Annotated in this window: 12 protein-coding genes and 2 pseudogenes; 8 read left to right on the plus strand and 6 right to left on the minus strand. The window is 75.4% G+C overall.

Features of this window, described 5'->3' with window-relative positions:
* Positions 1–37: 37 nt before the first annotated feature.
* A pseudogene (locus JKP76_RS13970) lies at positions 38–1,804 on the minus strand (xanthine dehydrogenase family protein molybdopterin-binding subunit); the annotation flags it as partial.
* On the opposite strand from JKP76_RS13970, the gene JKP76_RS13975 reads away from it, so the two are divergent.
* Positions 1,791–2,294: a (2Fe-2S)-binding protein gene (locus tag JKP76_RS13975; protein WP_200491593.1), complete on the plus strand. Its 504-nt coding sequence runs from the start codon at positions 1,791–1,793 to the stop codon at positions 2,292–2,294. The pseudogene JKP76_RS13970 and the gene JKP76_RS13975 sit on opposite strands and share 14 nt — an antisense overlap.
* Entirely contained in the window at positions 2,291–3,118 is an 828-nt protein-coding gene (locus tag JKP76_RS13980; protein WP_200491594.1) for a xanthine dehydrogenase family protein subunit M, read from the plus strand. The genes JKP76_RS13975 and JKP76_RS13980 overlap by 4 nt, the downstream gene beginning before the upstream one ends.
* Before the next feature lie 15 nt (positions 3,119–3,133).
* Here JKP76_RS13980 and JKP76_RS13985 read toward each other — a convergent pair whose 3' ends face one another.
* The gene (locus JKP76_RS13985) at positions 3,134–3,610 is read right to left on the minus strand and encodes a pyridoxamine 5'-phosphate oxidase family protein (RefSeq protein ID WP_309232990.1); all 477 of its coding nucleotides are present in this window, start codon (positions 3,608–3,610) and stop codon (positions 3,134–3,136) included.
* A 108-nt stretch (positions 3,611–3,718) separates the two neighbouring features.
* Between JKP76_RS13985 and JKP76_RS13990 the strand changes: the two genes are divergently transcribed.
* The 3 genes from JKP76_RS13990 to JKP76_RS14000 are packed head-to-tail and all read left to right on the plus strand — an operon-like array spanning position 3,719 to position 6,347.
* Positions 3,719–4,660, plus strand: coding sequence for an NAD(P)H-binding protein (locus tag JKP76_RS13990; RefSeq protein WP_200491595.1), 942 nt, complete (start codon positions 3,719–3,721; stop codon positions 4,658–4,660).
* The gene (locus tag JKP76_RS13995) at positions 4,633–5,415 is read left to right on the plus strand and encodes a CPBP family intramembrane glutamic endopeptidase (protein ID WP_309229987.1); all 783 of its coding nucleotides are present in this window, start codon (positions 4,633–4,635) and stop codon (positions 5,413–5,415) included. Before JKP76_RS13990 ends, JKP76_RS13995 begins: the two co-directional genes overlap by 28 nt.
* A gap of 29 nt (positions 5,416–5,444) precedes the next feature.
* A complete protein-coding gene (locus tag JKP76_RS14000) occupies positions 5,445–6,347 on the plus strand; it encodes an NAD(P)-dependent oxidoreductase (RefSeq protein WP_200491596.1) in 903 nt (300 codons plus the stop codon).
* A 98-nt stretch (positions 6,348–6,445) separates the two neighbouring features.
* Here JKP76_RS14000 and JKP76_RS14005 read toward each other — a convergent pair whose 3' ends face one another.
* The 3 genes and pseudogenes from JKP76_RS14005 to JKP76_RS14015 all read right to left on the minus strand — a co-directional run bounded on the left by JKP76_RS14005 (position 6,446) and on the right by JKP76_RS14015 (position 9,083).
* Positions 6,446–7,741 carry an acyl-CoA dehydrogenase family protein gene (locus JKP76_RS14005; RefSeq protein ID WP_200491597.1) on the minus strand — a complete coding sequence of 432 codons (1,296 nt, stop codon included), beginning with the start codon at positions 7,739–7,741 and terminating at the stop codon, positions 6,446–6,448.
* 177 nt (positions 7,742–7,918) lie between these two features.
* A pseudogene (locus JKP76_RS14010) lies at positions 7,919–8,599 on the minus strand (NADPH-dependent F420 reductase); the annotation flags it as partial.
* An 88-nt stretch (positions 8,600–8,687) separates the two neighbouring features.
* Positions 8,688–9,083: a VOC family protein gene (locus JKP76_RS14015; RefSeq protein WP_200491599.1), complete on the minus strand. Its 396-nt coding sequence runs from the start codon at positions 9,081–9,083 to the stop codon at positions 8,688–8,690.
* A gap of 216 nt (positions 9,084–9,299) precedes the next feature.
* Between JKP76_RS14015 and JKP76_RS14020 the strand changes: the two genes are divergently transcribed.
* The 3 genes from JKP76_RS14020 to JKP76_RS14030 are packed head-to-tail and all read left to right on the plus strand — an operon-like array spanning position 9,300 to position 13,692.
* Positions 9,300–10,556, plus strand: a complete 1,257-nt coding sequence (locus JKP76_RS14020) for an APC family permease (RefSeq protein WP_200491600.1) — start codon at positions 9,300–9,302, stop codon at positions 10,554–10,556.
* A 51-nt stretch (positions 10,557–10,607) separates the two neighbouring features.
* Complete coding sequence (locus JKP76_RS14025) at positions 10,608–10,931, plus strand: PadR family transcriptional regulator (RefSeq protein WP_200491601.1); 324 nt, start codon at positions 10,608–10,610, stop codon at positions 10,929–10,931.
* Between the two features lie 10 nt (positions 10,932–10,941).
* A complete protein-coding gene (locus JKP76_RS14030) occupies positions 10,942–13,692 on the plus strand; it encodes a glycoside hydrolase family 2 TIM barrel-domain containing protein (RefSeq protein WP_200491602.1) in 2,751 nt (916 codons plus the stop codon).
* Between the two features lie 13 nt (positions 13,693–13,705).
* Here the strand turns inward: JKP76_RS14030 and JKP76_RS14035 are convergent, their stop codons facing one another.
* Entirely contained in the window at positions 13,706–14,680 is a 975-nt protein-coding gene (locus tag JKP76_RS14035) for a zinc-binding dehydrogenase (protein WP_200491603.1), read from the minus strand.
* Positions 14,681–14,743 lie beyond the last annotated feature (63 nt).

Raw genomic sequence — 14,743 nt, forward strand, 5'->3', positions numbered from 1 at the left:
AACCGCCGGTGCCGCCGCCCTTCGGGATCAGGTCGGTGTCGCCCCAGCGCACGGTGATCCGCTCGACCGGGATGCCGAGCTCCTCGCTGGCCAGCATCGCCCAGGCGGTGGAGTGCCCCTGCCCGTGCGGCGAGGTGCCGGTGAGGATCGTCGCCGACCCGTCGGGGTGCACCTCGACGACCGCGGCCTCGTTGGGGTCCCCGGCCTCGGAGCCCGCGCCGGTGATCTCCACGTAGACCGAGAGGCCCACCCCCAGCTGGCGGACGTCGCCGCGCTCGCGCCGGGCCGCCTGCTCCGCCCGGAGGTCGCCGTAGCCCGCGGCCTCGAGCACGGCGTCCAGGGCCGCCGGGTAGTCGCCGGAGTCGTAGAGGGCACCGCCCTTGCTCATCCACGGCTCGGTGAACGGGGCGACCAGGTTCTTCCGGCGCACCTCGGCGGGGTCCATGCCGAGCTCGGCGGCGAACAGGTCGACGGCCCGCTCGATGGCCGCGGTGGCCTCGGGCCGGCCCGCGCCGCGGTAGGCGCCGATCGGCGTGGTGTTGGTGACGACGCTCTGGAAGGAGGTCTCCAGCACCGGGATGTCGTAGACGCCGGGGGCCATGAGCAGGGTCAGCGTGGGCAGCAGCGCGCCCATCTTCGGGTAGGCGCCGGCATCCTGGAGCACGTGCAGCCGGTAGGCGCGGATCCGGCCGTCCCGGTCGCCGCCGATGGTCACGGTCTGCACCTGGGCCCGGCCGTGGGTCATCCCCAGCATGTTCTCGGAGCGGGTCTCCACCCAGGTGGCCGGCCGGCCGACGTGCCGGGCGACCAGGGCCACGACGGCGTGCTCGGGGTCGGCGCCGAACTTGCCGCCGAACGCGCCGCCGACGTCGGGGGTGATGACACGCACCTGGTCGGCGGGCAGTCCCAGCAGGCCGCGGGCCGCCCGCAGGCTGCCCTGGGCGCCCTGGTTGGGCAGCCACAGCGTCAGCCGGCCGTCCTCGCCCCACGCGGCGGCGGCGGCGCGCACCTCCAGCGGCGCCACGGCGACCCGCTGGTTGAGGATCTCCTGGGTGACGACGACCTCGCAGCCGTCGAAGGGGTCGGCGTCGGCGGGCTTCGCGGGGCCGGCGAAGCAGACGTTCGTGCCCGCCTCGGGGAACAGCAGCACCTCGCCGTCGAGCGCCGCCTTCGGGTCGACGACGACCGGCAGCGGCTCGTAGTCGACGCTGACCAGCTCGGCGGCGTCCTCGCCCTGGTACAGCTCCTCGGTGAGCACGACCGCGACCGGCTCGCCCACGAAGCGGACGGTGTCGCGGGCCAGCAGCGGCTGCGCCATGGGCTTCGGGTACATCGGCATCGCCGCGCGCTGCTCGGGCGCGTCGAGGTCCTCGCCGGTGAGGACGGCGACGACGCCCGGCATGCCCTCGGCGGCCGAGGTGTCGATGCCGGTGATCCGGGCGTGCGCCGCCGGCGAGCGCACGAACGTCACGTGGACGGCGCCGGCCAGCCGCTCGTCGACCAGGTCGTCGGTGTAGACCGCGCCGGTGGTGAGGAACCCCGGGTCCTCGGTGCGCAGCACCCGGGTGCCGAGGATGCTGCCCCGCGGCAGCACGTCGCTCGGGCCGTCCGTCATCTCCACCAGGGTCTCCTGCCGCCGAGGAACGCGTCGCCCGGCAACCTCGCACCGATCCCGTCGTCGTGCAAGGTCCGGCCCGCAACACGCGGTGCCAGGTGGTGTCCCGCCGGTCGCAGGGTGTAGACCTCGAACCCCGGCACCACGCACCGACCGCCGCCCAGGAGGGCAACCGATGCAGGTCTCCATCACCGTGAACGGCGAGCAGCGCACCGACGAGGTGGAACCGCGCCTCCTGCTCGCGCACTACCTGCGCGAGGTGTGCGGGCTCAAGGCGACCAACATCGGCTGCGACACGACGTCCTGCGGCGCATGCACGGTCGTCGTCGACGGGCTGAGCGTGAAGTCCTGCACCGTGCTGGCCGTGCAGGCCGCCGGCGCCCAGGTCACCACGCTCGAGGGCCTGGCCGGCGCCGACGGCGAGCTGCACCCGGTGCAGAAGGCGTTCCGCGAGGAGCACGGCCTGCAGTGCGGGTTCTGCACCCCGGGCATGGTCATGGCCTCGGTCGGCCTGCTGGCCGCCAACCCCGACCCGACCGACCGGGAGGTCCGCGAGGGCCTGGAGGGCAACCTCTGCCGCTGCACCGGCTACCACAACATCGTGCGGGCGGTCCGTTCCGCGGCCCAGGCCGGCCCGGCCGCCGGCCGCGTCCCGGGCGCGCAGGAGGTGCAGGCGTGATCCCCTCGCCCTTCGAGTACGTCCGGGTCGGCTCCGTCGAGGAGGCGCTCGCCGCGCTCGCCGAGCACGGCGAGGACGCCAAGGTGCTGGCCGGCGGGCACTCGCTGCTGCCGCTGATGAAGCTGCGGTTGGCCGTCCCGGAGGTGCTGGTCGACATCAGCGGCATCCCCGGGATGTCCTACGTCCGCGTCGAGGGGGACGGCGCGGACGCGGTCGTCGCGATCGGCGCGGGCACCCGGCACCACGAGCTGGAGCGGGACGAGGTCGCCCGCGCCGAGGTGCCGCTGCTGCCGCACGTCGCCGGCCTGGTGGGCGACCCTCAGGTGCGGCACCGCGGCACGATCGGCGGGACGACGGCGCACAGCGACCCGGCGTCGGACCTGCCCACCGCGCTGCTGGCGCTGGGGGGCACCGTCGTCCTCCAGGGCCCCGGCGGGCGCCGGGAGGTGCCGGTGACGGAGTTCTGGACCGGCTTCTTCGAGACGGCGATGTCGCCCGACGAGCTCGTCGTCGAGCTGCGGGTGCCGCGCACCGGCACCCTCGGGTGGGGCTACGAGAAGTTCACCCGGCGGGCCAACGACTGGCCGATCGTCGCCGCGGCCGCCGTCGACGGCCGGGTGGCCCTGGCCAACATGGGCGGCACGGTCCTGCGGGCCACGGCCACCGAGGAGGCCCTCGCGGCCGGCGCCCCGATCGCCGAGGCCGCGGCCCTGGCCGACCAGGGCACCTCGCCGGTGGCCGACATGCACGCCGACGCCGACTACCGCCGGCACCTCGCCCGGCTGCTCACCCGCCGGGCGCTGGAGACCGCCGCCGGCGCCTGACGGTTCCGGGAGCGGTCAGCTCTTGCGGAAGTCCCAGCTGACCAGCTTCTCCGGGACGATCCGCAGCCAGGCGTGCCGGCTGTCGGCGGGCAGCCGCCCACCGGCGTACTTGTCGCCGAACAGCCGCACCGGCTCGTCCAGCGCAGGGTCCGGCTGCCCCGTCCACGGCACGTCGCCGACGACGACGGCGCGGCCGGACAGCTCGACCCCGCGGAGCTCGGTGTACTCCACGCCCGCGTCGACCAGCACGGTCACCCGGGGGTCGCGCTGCAGGTCCGCCCAGCGCTGCGCCCGGACCAGCGAGTGCAGCCACAGCGCCGTCCCGTCCCAGACGAACCACAGCGGCGAGACGTGCGCGGCGCCGTCGGGGCCGACCGTGCCCACGCGGCAGGTCCGCTCCTCGCGGAGGAAGGCGTCCACCTCGTCGGGGGACATGGCGATGCGGCGGCCCCGGCGCTGCCCGGCCGAGGACTCGTCGAGGGAACTGGGCACGGGCCCTCCGGCTCGCACGGGGCCGACCCCGCGCGGGTCCGCCGAGGCCAGCACGGTATCCGGAGCCCGCGGGTCGCCGGGACGGCCGGTCCGGGTGAGGCTGTCCCCATGAGGATCCTGGTCACCGGCGCGTCGGGCTTCGTGGGCAGCAGGCTGGCCACCGCCCTCGAGGAGGCCGGCCACGAGGTCCGGGCGATGACCCGGCGGCCCGAGCGGTACCGGGGCGCCGGCACGCCTGTGGCCGGCGACGTCGGGGACGAGGCCTCGTTGCGCACCGCGCTCGAGGGGTGCGCGGCCGCCTACTACCTCGTGCACTCGCTGGACGACCCCGACTTCGAGCGCAAGGACGCCGACGCCGCCCGCGCGTTCGCCCGTGCCGCCGCCGCGGCCGGGGTGGGCCGGATCATCTACCTCGGCGGCCTCGGCCAGGACGGCGACGAGCTCTCCCGGCACCTGCGCAGCCGCCGCGAGGTGGAGACGCTGCTGGGCGGCACGGGCGTGCCGGTGACCGTGCTCCGCGCCGGCATCGTGGTCGGCCACGGCGGGGTGTCCTGGGAGATGACCCGCCAGCTGGTGGCCCACCTGCCCGCCATGGTCACGCCCCGCTGGGTCAGCACCCGGACGCAGCCGATCGCGGTCGCCGACGTCGTCCGGTACCTGGTCGGGGTGCTCGAGGCCCCCGAGGCCGAGGGGCGGGTGTTCGAGGTGGGCGGGCCGGACGTGCTCACCTACCTGCAGATGCTCACCCGCATCGCCGAGATCCAGAACCGGCACCTGTTCGTCGTCCCCGTGCCGCTGCTCAGCCCGCAGCTGTCCTCGCGCTGGCTGGCCTTCGTCACCGACGTCGACGTGACCACGGGCCGGTCGCTGATCGACTCGATGACCAACGAGGTGGTCGTCACCGACGACGCCATCCGCTCGGTGGTGCCGTTCGAGCCGATGGACTACGACGAGATGGTGATGACCGCCCTGGTCGAGCGGGCGCGGGAACGCCGGCAGCAGGTGGGGGAGCGGCGCCGCGGGTGGCTCAGCCGCGGGGCGCGCCGGTGACCGGCCGCCGGCCGCTGCGGGGGCTGCGGACCGCGCTCGCCCGGGCCTCCGCACCGCTGGTGCGCATCGTGCCCCGCCAGCACTGGGACAGCGACGAGGTCTTCCGGCGCCGGCGGCGGGTGACCGGCGTGGTCGCGGTGGCCGGCGCCTCGCTGCTCGGCGTCTCGCTGTCGACCCCGCCGGGCTCACCCCGCTTCTACGGGCTCACCCTCGGCGTCGCCGGCACCTGGGTGGTCGGGGGGCTGGCGTCCGGGCCGCTGCACCTGGGCCGGATGTTCGGCCCGGAGGACACGCTGCGCCGGCCGGTGCTCACCCCGCTGGCCTCCGGCGTCGCCGCCTTCGGCGCCTTCTACGCGGCGGCGCTGGTGGCCCGCCGCATCCCCGTCCTGGACCGCGCGATCGGCTCGGTGCTGACCTACGCGGATCAGGGATCCGGGCCGCTCGTGCTCACCACGGCCCTGGCCAACGGGGTGGCCGAGGAGGTGTTCTTCCGCGGTGCGCTGTACGCGGCCTCCGGTCCGCGGCCGGTGCTGACGTCGACCGCGGTGTACGGCCTGGCCACCACGGCCACCCGCAACCCGGCGCTCGTGCTGGCCAGCGTGCCGATGGGGCTGCTCTTCGCGCAGCAGCGCCGCATCACCGGGGGCATCCAGGCGCCGATGATCACGCACGCGGTGTGGTCGGCGCTGATGCTTCGCTACCTGCCGCCGCTGTTCGCGGGCCGGCTCGCGGAGCAGCGACCGCTCCAGGGGTGACCCGGGCCGGCCACTGGCACAGTGGCGGCATGACCGAGCAGACCCCCGTCGTCGTCGTGACCGGTGCGAACGGCCTGGTGGGCACCGCGGTGTGCCGGGCCCTCGCCGACCGCGGAGCGCGCGTGCGCGCCGTCGTCCGCCGGCCGGGCGGTGCGCCCGCCCTCGACGGCGTGGAGGAGGCGGTCGGCGACTTCGCCGACGCGTCCTTCGCGCGCGAGGTGACCCGCGGCGCCGACGCCGTCGTCACCACGGTGCACCCCATGGCCTCCTCCCGGGAGGTGCAGCACCGGGTCGGCGCCGAGGGGACGGCGGTCCTCGCCCGCGCCGCTCGCGACGCCGGCGTCGCCCGGCTGGTGCACGTCTCCACCGCGGCGGTCTACGACCGCTCGACCGATCTCGGCGACGTGGCCGAGGACGGCGCGCTCGCGCCCGAGGGCAGCGGGGCCTACCCCGACAGCAAGAACGCCACCGACGCCGCCCTCGCGGAGATCGACGGGCTGACCGTCGTGCTGGTCCGCCCGCCCGCGATCCTCGGCGCCGGCGAGACGTCGGTCTGGAACACGCTGCGACCGCGGGCGATCGGGGCCGGCGACCGCCGGGCCAATCCCGACCAGACCTGGTCGTGGGTGCACGTCGACGACCTGGCCGCGTTCATCGCCGACGTCGCCTCCGGCGCGATCGCGACCGCCGACGCCCCCGCGCGGGGCCCGGTGGCCGGGGCGACCACCCCGGTGATCGTGGCGGGCGAGCCGGCGACGCTGCGCGACTACATCGGCACGGTGGCCGAGGCGCTCGGCGTCGAGCCGGAGTGGACCGACGAGCCGGCGTGGACCGGGCGGCTGCTCACCGACCGCGCGCACGGGTGGGGCTGGTCGCCCCGGGTCGGCCTGGCGCAGGCCCTGGACGAGCTGCGCAGCGGCCTGCGCCGCTGAGGCGCGCCGCCTCCCGGATGCGGGACGGGGCCCGGTCACCGTGTGGTGACCGGGCCCCGCTGCGTTCGGCCGTGCTGCCCGCGGAGCGGGCGGCGGCATCACGGACCGGCGAACACGCCCTCGCCGCGGGACTCCGAGCGGCCCGGGGCCGGCTCGTTGTAGCGGCCGGCCTCGGCGCGGGCGACCACGAAGTGGTGCACCTCGTCGGGGCCGTCGGCCAGGCGGAGGGTGCGCTGGCTGGCGTACATGCCGGCCAGCGGCGTCCACTGGGAGACGCCGGTGGCGCCGTGGATCTGGATGGCCTGGTCGATGATCTGGCAGACCTTCTCCGGGACCATCGCCTTCACCGCGGAGACGTAGACGCGGGCCTGGGCGTTGCCCAGCACGTCCATCGCCTTGGCGGCCTTGAGCACCATGAGCCGGCACGCGTCGAGCTCGATGCGGGCGCGGGACACCGTCTCCATGTTCTTGCCGAGGTTCAGGATCGGCTTGCCGAACGCCTCGCGGAACTTGCCGCGGCGGACCATCAGCTCCAGTGCCTTCTCGCCCTGGCCGATGGCGCGCATGCAGTGGTGGATGCGGCCCGGGCCCAGGCGCACCTGGCTGATCTCGAAGCCACGGCCCTCGCCGAGCAGGATGTTCTCGACCGGCACGCGCACGTCGGTGAACCGGATCCGCATGTGCCCGTGCGGGGCGTCGTCGCGGCCGAACACCTCCATCGGCTCCATCACCTGGACGCCCGGGGTGTCCATCGGCACCAGGATCTGCGACTGCTGCTGGTGCACCGGCGCGTCCGGGTTCGTCTGGCACATGACGATCATGATCTTGCAGCGCGGGTCGCCGGCCCCGGAGATGTAGTACTTCTCGCCGTTGAGGACGTACTCGTCGCCGTCGCGCACGGCCTGCAGCCGGACGTTCTTGGCGTCGGAGCTGCCGACGTCGGGCTCGGTCATGGCGAAGGCCGACCGGATCTCGCCGTTGAGCAGCGGCTCCAGCCAGCGGGCCTTCTGCTCCGGGGTGCCCACGCGCTCGAGCACCTCCATGTTGCCGGTGTCGGGCGCCGAGCAGTTCAGCGCCTCCGAGCCGAGCGGGTACTTGCCGAGCTCGACGGCGATGTAGGCGTAGTCGAGGTTGCTCAGGCCGCCGACCTCGGAGTTGGGGAGGAAGAAGTTCCACAGGCCGGCTTCCTTGGCCTTGTCCTTGGCGCCCTCCAGCGCCTCGAGCTGACCCGGCGCGTACGACCACCGGTCGGCGCGGCCCTCGCCGAGCCGGTGGAACTCCTCCTGCATGGGTGCGACCACGTCCTCGAGGAAGCGGACCACGCGCTCGTAGAGCGGCTGGGCCTCCTCGCTCATGCGCAGGTCGAACAGTTCCGCGGGCTCGGCTCTCTGCATCTGGATGTCCCTCTCAGCTGGTTCGTCGGGCGGCGGGCGCTCCACCGGGCTCCTGGTGATTCTCGCCACGAGGCTGCGCCGGTGGACGGCGGCCCCCCGAGGGTGGCACGGCACGGGCCGTTCGTCAGAACCGGATGCGCTCCCGTGTCGCCGTCGGGCCGCCGACCGCGCGAGGGGTCACCCGCGGGCGGCGAGCACCTCGCGGCCGCGCTCGGAGGCGGGGAACCGGTCGATCATGGCGCGCAGCTCGGCGGCGTCGACGTCGGCACCGAAGGGCTCGGTGCCCGGCTCGAGGCGCACGCCGTCGGCCAGGGGGCCGGCGACGACGGGGTCGAAGCCCAGGTCGGAGACGATGCGGGCGACCGCGTCGAGGTGGGCGGCCTCGTCCCCGGCGAGCGCGATCGCCTTCCGGTCGGGTGCGCCGGCGGGGCGGGCCCCGCCCTCGAGGTCGTGGTAGCCCATGTGGTTGAACGCCTTCACCACGCGGGACGCCGGCAGGAACGCCTGCACGATCTCGCTGGTGGAGGTGCGCGGGTCGGTGAGGTCCTCGCGGACGCCGTCGACCTCCCACCAGTAGTTCATCGCGTCGACGACCAGCTTCCCGGCAAGCGCGTCGACCGGGAGGGCCCGGTGCTTGCCGAGCGGGAGCGCGAGGACGACGACGTCGGACTTCAGCGCCGCCTCGGCCGCGGTGGTGGCGACCGCGCCCGGGACGAGCACCTCGACGGTCAGCGCGATCCGCGCCGGGTCGCCGGAGCCGGCGATCAGCACGTCGTACCCGGCCGCGCGCGCGAGGCGGGCGAGCACGGTGCCCACCTTGCCGGCGCCGAGGATGCCCAGCGTGGTCACGGGGATGACCTCTTCCTGCCGTGGAGTCGGGCGGTCACCTCCTCCAACCGCTCGACGCGCGCGGTGTTCCGCCGGCGCGGCAGCCCGCGGCGTGCGGCTACGGGGTGGCCGCGGCCGGGTGCCGCGCTGCCTGGAAGAGCTCCACCAGGTTGCCGTCGGGGTCGGCGAGCAGGATCTGCCGGCCGCCGGGGCCCGAGACCGGGTCGCTGCGGAAGGTCGCGCCCTGCAGCCGGGCGATCTCGGCGTCGAGGTCGTCGACGACCAGGTGGATGCGGTTGCGGCCCGGGGTGGCGGCGTCCGCGGGGGTCGCCCGGGCACCGGAGCTGGCCGGCCCCGAGAGCAGCAGCCGCAGCGGGCCGCGGACCACGTCGGCGAAGGCCGGTGCGGCGTCCATCCGGAGCGTGAAGCCCAGGTGCTGGGTGTAGAAGTCGATCGCCGCCTGCACGTCGGTGACGACGTAGCGGACGCTGGCGTACTGCTCGGCTGCGGTCACGGCCGATCCTCCGGTGCGGGGACGGGGGGAGGCGACGGCGCGACCGGCGGCGCAGCTGCTGTGCTCCGGGTCGGCCGAGCCCCGTGGATGCCCTCAGCGTCCGGCACGCTCCGCCCGGTGTCACCGGTATCGTGAACCGACATCGGGACCCGACATCGCCACGCCGGACGGGATGGCGATCCGGGGCGGAGCGGCGACCGACGGTGAGGGGGAGCGGTGGGCACCGGACCGGAGCTGTCCCGGCGCCTGGGGACCACCGACGCGGTGGTCATCGGCCTGGGCTCGATGCTCGGCGCCGGGGTGTTCGCCGCGTTCTCCCCGGCCGCGCAGGCCGCCGGCGCCGGGCTGCTCGTCGGCCTGGCGCTCGCCGCCGTCGTCGCCTACTGCAACGCGACCGCCTCGGCCCAGCTGGCCGCGCAGTACCCGGTCTCCGGCGGCACCTACGTCTACGGCCGCGAGCGGCTCGGGCCCTGGTGGGGGTTCCTCGCCGGCTGGTCGTTCGTCGTCGGCAAGACCGCCAGCTGCGCGGCGATGGCGCTGACCTTCGCCGCCTACACCGCCCCGGCGGGGTGGGAGCGGCCGGTGGCCGTCGCGGCTGTGGTCGGCCTGGTGACGGTGAACTACCGCGGCGTCACCCGCACCGCGCGTCTCACGCGGGTCATCGTGACCGGAGTGCTGGTCGCGCTGGCCGTGGCGGTCACCGCCTCTCTCGTCGGCGGGGACCCGGACCCCGGGCGGCTGTCGGGCTGGGCAGCACCTGACGGTGGGGTCCACGGCCTGCTCCAGTCGGCCGGGCTGCTGTTCTTCGCCTTCGCCGGCTACGCGCGGATCGCCACGATGGGCGAGGAGGTGCGCGACCCCCGGCGCACCATCCCGCGGGCCATCCCGCTGGCGCTCGGCATCGCGGTCGCCGTCTACGCGGTGGTGGCCGTCGCCCTGCTCGCCGTCCTCGGGCCGGACGGCGTGGCCGGCTCGTCCGCACCGCTGGCGACGGCGGTCGCGGGCAGCGGCTGGGCCTGGGCCGAGCCGGTCGTGCGCGTCGGGGCAGCCGCGGCGTCCCTGGGCGCGCTGCTGGCGCTGATCGCCGGCGTGGGGCGCACCGGCCTGGCGATGGCGCGCGAGGGCGACCTGCCGCGCGTGCTGGCCGCCGTGCACCCGCGCTTCGCCGTCCCGCACCGCGCGGAGGTGGCCCTGGCCGCGCTGGTCTGCCTGCTCGTGCTCACCGTCGACCTGCGGAGCGCGATCGGCTTCTCCTCGTTCGGCGTGCTGCTCTACTACGGCGTCGCGAACGCCGCGGCCTTCACCCAGGACCGCGCGCACCGCCGCTTCCCCCGCCCGCTGCAGGTGCTCGGGCTGCTGGGCTGCCTGGTGCTGGCGGCCACGCTGCCGTTGTCGGCGGTCCTCGGCGGTGCCGCCGTCGTCCTCGTGGGCGTCGCCTACCGGGCCGCCCGCCTGCGGCTGACCCCGGGCTGAGCGGCCCTACCCTTGCCGGACCGGGGCCGACGGCGTGGACAGGAGGGCGGCGTGCGGGAGTTCCAGCGGGGCGCGATGCGCATCCACGTCCTGCACCACGCCGCCGAGGAGGAGATCCACGGCGCCTGGATGGCCGAGGAGCTGGCGCGGCACGGCTACCGGATCAGCCCCGGGACGCTCTACCCGACCCTGCACCGGCTGGAGGCCGACGGGCTGCTCACCTCCCGGCAGCTGGTCGTCGACGGCCGCACCCGGCGGCTGTACCGCGCCACGGACGCCGGCCGGGCCGCCCTGGCCGAGGACAAGGCGGCGCTGGCCGAGCTCGCCCGCGAGGTGCTCGGCCTGCACGCGTCGGAACAGCCGCCGGGCACCTAGGCTCCCGCGCATGCTCGAGACGCGCTCCTGGACGCGGCCCGAGGCGGTGCAGCTGAACCGGCTCCCGATGACGACGTTCCTCCGCGAGGGCGCCGACGTGCTGTCCCTCGACGGGACGTGGTCGTTCACGCTGCTCGACCGCCCCGGCGGGGCCGTCCGCACCGAGGCGACCGTGCAGGTGCCGGGCTGCTGGACCATGCAGGACGTCGGGGACGGGCCGCAGTACACGAACATCCAGATGCCGTTCCCGGGCCCTCCGCCGCGCGTCCCGGCCGACAACCCCACCGGCGTCTACCGCCGGCAGGTCGAGCTCCCCGCGGACTGGGCCGGATCGCGGGTCGTCCTGCACGTGGGCGGTGCCGACTCCGTCCTCTACGTGGAGCTCGACGGCCGGGCGGTCGGCATGGGCACCGACTCCCGTCTCGGCCAGGAGTTCGACCTCACGGGTCTGCTCACCCCGGGCCGGCCGTCCGAGCTGGTGCTCACCGTCGTCCGCTGGTCGGCGGCCAGCTACCTGGAGGACCAGGACCACTGGTACCACGCCGGTCTGCACCGCTCGGTGCTGCTCTACCGCACCCCGCAGGTGCACCTCGTCGACGTCCGCGCCGTCGCCGACCGCGACCCCGCCACCGGCACCGGTCTGCTCACCGTGCACGCCACCACCGGCGAGGCGCGCAGCGACGGGGCGCGGCTCCGGGTGCTGCTGGACGGCGAGCCGGTGGGCGAGGCGCGCGCCCGCTGGGAGCACCGGACGGACGTCGCCACCAACGCCTACCGCTTCACCGGCCGCGGGGCGACGGTCTCCGCCGAGGTCCCCGGCGTGGCGGCGTGGTCGGCCGAGCACCCGCACCTGCACGAGCTCCGGGTCGAGCTGGTGGACGACGACGGCGCGGTGCTGGACGCGGTGCGGCTGCGCGTCGGGTTCCGCCGGGTCGAGGTGCGCGGCCACGAGCTGCTGGTCAACGGCCGGGCCGTGCTGATCAAGGGCGTCAACCGGCACGACCACGACCCGCGGACGGGCAAGACGGTCAGCCGGGCGGCGATGCGCCGGGACGTCGAGCTGATGAAGGCGCACAACCTCAACGCGGTGCGGACGTCGCACTACCCGAACGACCCCTACCTCTACGACGTCTGCGACGAGCTCGGCATGTACGTCGTCGACGAGGCGAACCTGGAGACGCACGCCTACCTGCGCTCCCTGCTCGCCGGGAGCGAGTGGGGCCCGGCGGTGCTGGAGCGGATCACCCGCATGGCGCTGCGCGACAAGAACCACCCGTGCGTCGTGATGTGGTCGCTGGGCAACGAGAGCGGCTGGGCGCCGATCCTGGACGCCGCCGCGTGGCTGCGGGCCTACGACCCCACCCGTCCCGTGCACTACGAGAACGGCTACCTCGAGGCGGCGCTCGCCGGCGGGCTGACCCCGCCGGAGTCGTGGCGCACCCCGCGGCGGGAGACCGACGTCGTCCCGCCGATGTACCCCGCGATCGAGGACCTGGAGGAGTGGGCGACGACGGTCGCGCTGCCCGAGCGGCCGCTGATCATGTGCGAGTACGCGCACGCCATGAACAACTCCGGAGGCGACCTCGACCGGTACTGGGCGGCGATCGAGGCGCACCCCGGCCTGCAGGGCGGGTTCGTCTGGGACTGGGTCGACCAGGCCCTCGTGCAGCGGATGCCCGACGGCACCGAGCGGCTCGCCTACGGGGGCGACTTCGGCGACACCCCGCACGACGGCCCGTTCTGCCTCAACGGGGTGGTCGCCGCCGACCGCACCCCGCACCCGGCCCTGTTGGAGCTCGCGCACGTCCTGCAGCCGGTGGGCTTCGCCTGGACCGGGGGAGGGGGCGTCCGGCTGACCAACAAGCACGACGTCACCGACCTGGCCGACGTCGCCGACGTCGACTGGTCGGTCACCGTCGACGGCGAGCAGGTCGCGGCCGGCACGTTCGGCCGCGTTCCGCTGGCACCCGGTGCGCACGGCGACGTCCGGGTGCCCGTCCCGCCGCTGCGGCTGCGCGGACGCCAGGTCGCGCACCTGGCGCTGCGAGTCGGCACGGTCGCGTCCTGGCAGATCGAGCTGGCGCGCTCGGAGGAGGCGGAGCCGCCAGGCGCCGGTCCGACGGTGAGCCTGCCGACCCGGCTCGCGCTGTGGCGGGCGCCGATCGACAACGAGACCTACGGGCCGCGGCACGCCGAGCGGTGGGAGCGGCTGGGGCTGCCCTCGGCGCACGAGCGGGTCGAGCTGCGGACGGAGACCGACGGCGACCGGGTCACCCACGAGGTGACCGTGCCCGACGACTGGGACGACATCCCGCGCGTCGGGGTCCGCCTCGAGCTGCCGCGGGGCGTCGTCGCGGTGGACTGGCTGGGTCGCGGCCCGCACGAGAACTACTCCGACCGCCGGGCCGGCGCGCTGTTCGGGCGCTGGCGCACGGCGGTCGACGACTGGCCCGTGCCCTACGTGCACCCGCAGGCCAGCGGCAACCGCACCGGGGTGCGCGTGCTGCGCTTCCTGGACGCCGACGACCGCGTCGTCCTCACCGTGGACGGGCTCGACGACCTGGACGTGACGGTGAGCCGCTGGACCGACGAGGAGCTGGCGGCCGCCGGCCACCTGGAGGACCTGCCGGCCCGCGACTCCGCCTACCTCTGGATCGACGCCCGGCACCGGGGCGTCGGCTCGGGCCCGGTCGGACCGGACGTCAGCGCCCCGCACCGGATCGGCCCCGGCACGTACCGCTGGAGCTACCGGCTGAGCTGACCCGGAGGCCCGGTCAGGCCATGTCCAGCGCGATCTTCAGCTGCCCGGGGCGCGGGGTGAGCGCCGCGCCGAAGGCCGCCTCCACGTCGCCGACCGGGTGGACGGCGGTGACGTAGCCCTCCCGCAGCTCCGGGTGCTCGGCCAGGTAGCGGTCGGCGTCGGCCAGCACGCGCCGCCGCTCCAGGGCGACGCCCGAGCGCAGGGTCAGGTTCTTGCGCAGGAAGGTCATCATGTCGAACGGGTAGACCGGGTCGTCGGGGACGCCGAAGTAGAAGACCTGCCCGCCGAACGCGACGGCGCCCAGGGCCGGCGCCAGCGTGGAGATCTGGTGGCCGACCGCTTCCACGACGACCGACGGCCGGTCGGCGTCCGACAGCCGCCCCGCCCACCGCTCGGCGCGGGCGGTGACCGTCTCGTCCACGCCGAACAGCGCGGCGACGTCGGCGCGGTCCACCGGGTCCACGCCCGTGACGCGCCGCGCACCGCGGGCCTTGAGGACGTGGCTGAACAGCAGGCCGATGGGCCCCTGCCCGATGACGGCCACCGACTGCCCCGAGGCGTCGCCGAGCTGCTCGACGGCGTAGAGCACGCACGCCAGGGGCTGCAGCATCACGGCGGTGGTGGCCGGCAGCCCGGCGTCGTAGCCGGCCAGGCCGTCGCCGTCGGTGACCACCAGCTCGGCGATGCCGTCGAACATGGACGCCCAGCCGACGACGAGGTCGCCTGGGGAGTGGTCGGGGTGCCGGCTGACGACGACCTCCCCGACGATCTCGTGCAGCGGGAAGCCGGGGGCCCGCGTGGCGCCCCACCCGTCCTCGGCGGCCGGGTGCGGCCACAGGCCGCCGCGGACGTTCGGCAGGTCGCTGCCGCAGATGGCGCCGGCGCGGGTGGCCAGCAGCACGTGCCGCGGGGGCAGGGTCGCGGGATCGGGGGCCGGGACCTCGACCTGCTCGAACCGGAAGGGCCCGCTCAGCGCCTGCGCCCACATGCTGGATCTCCGTCCTGCCGCTGCCCGCCACCGGGCGGGTCGCCGCCAGCCTGCCCGATGGGC

Origin of the sequence: Blastococcus sp. TML/C7B (assembly GCF_016612845.1) — a bacterium.
Lineage (GTDB): Bacteria > Actinomycetota > Actinomycetes > Mycobacteriales > Geodermatophilaceae > Blastococcus.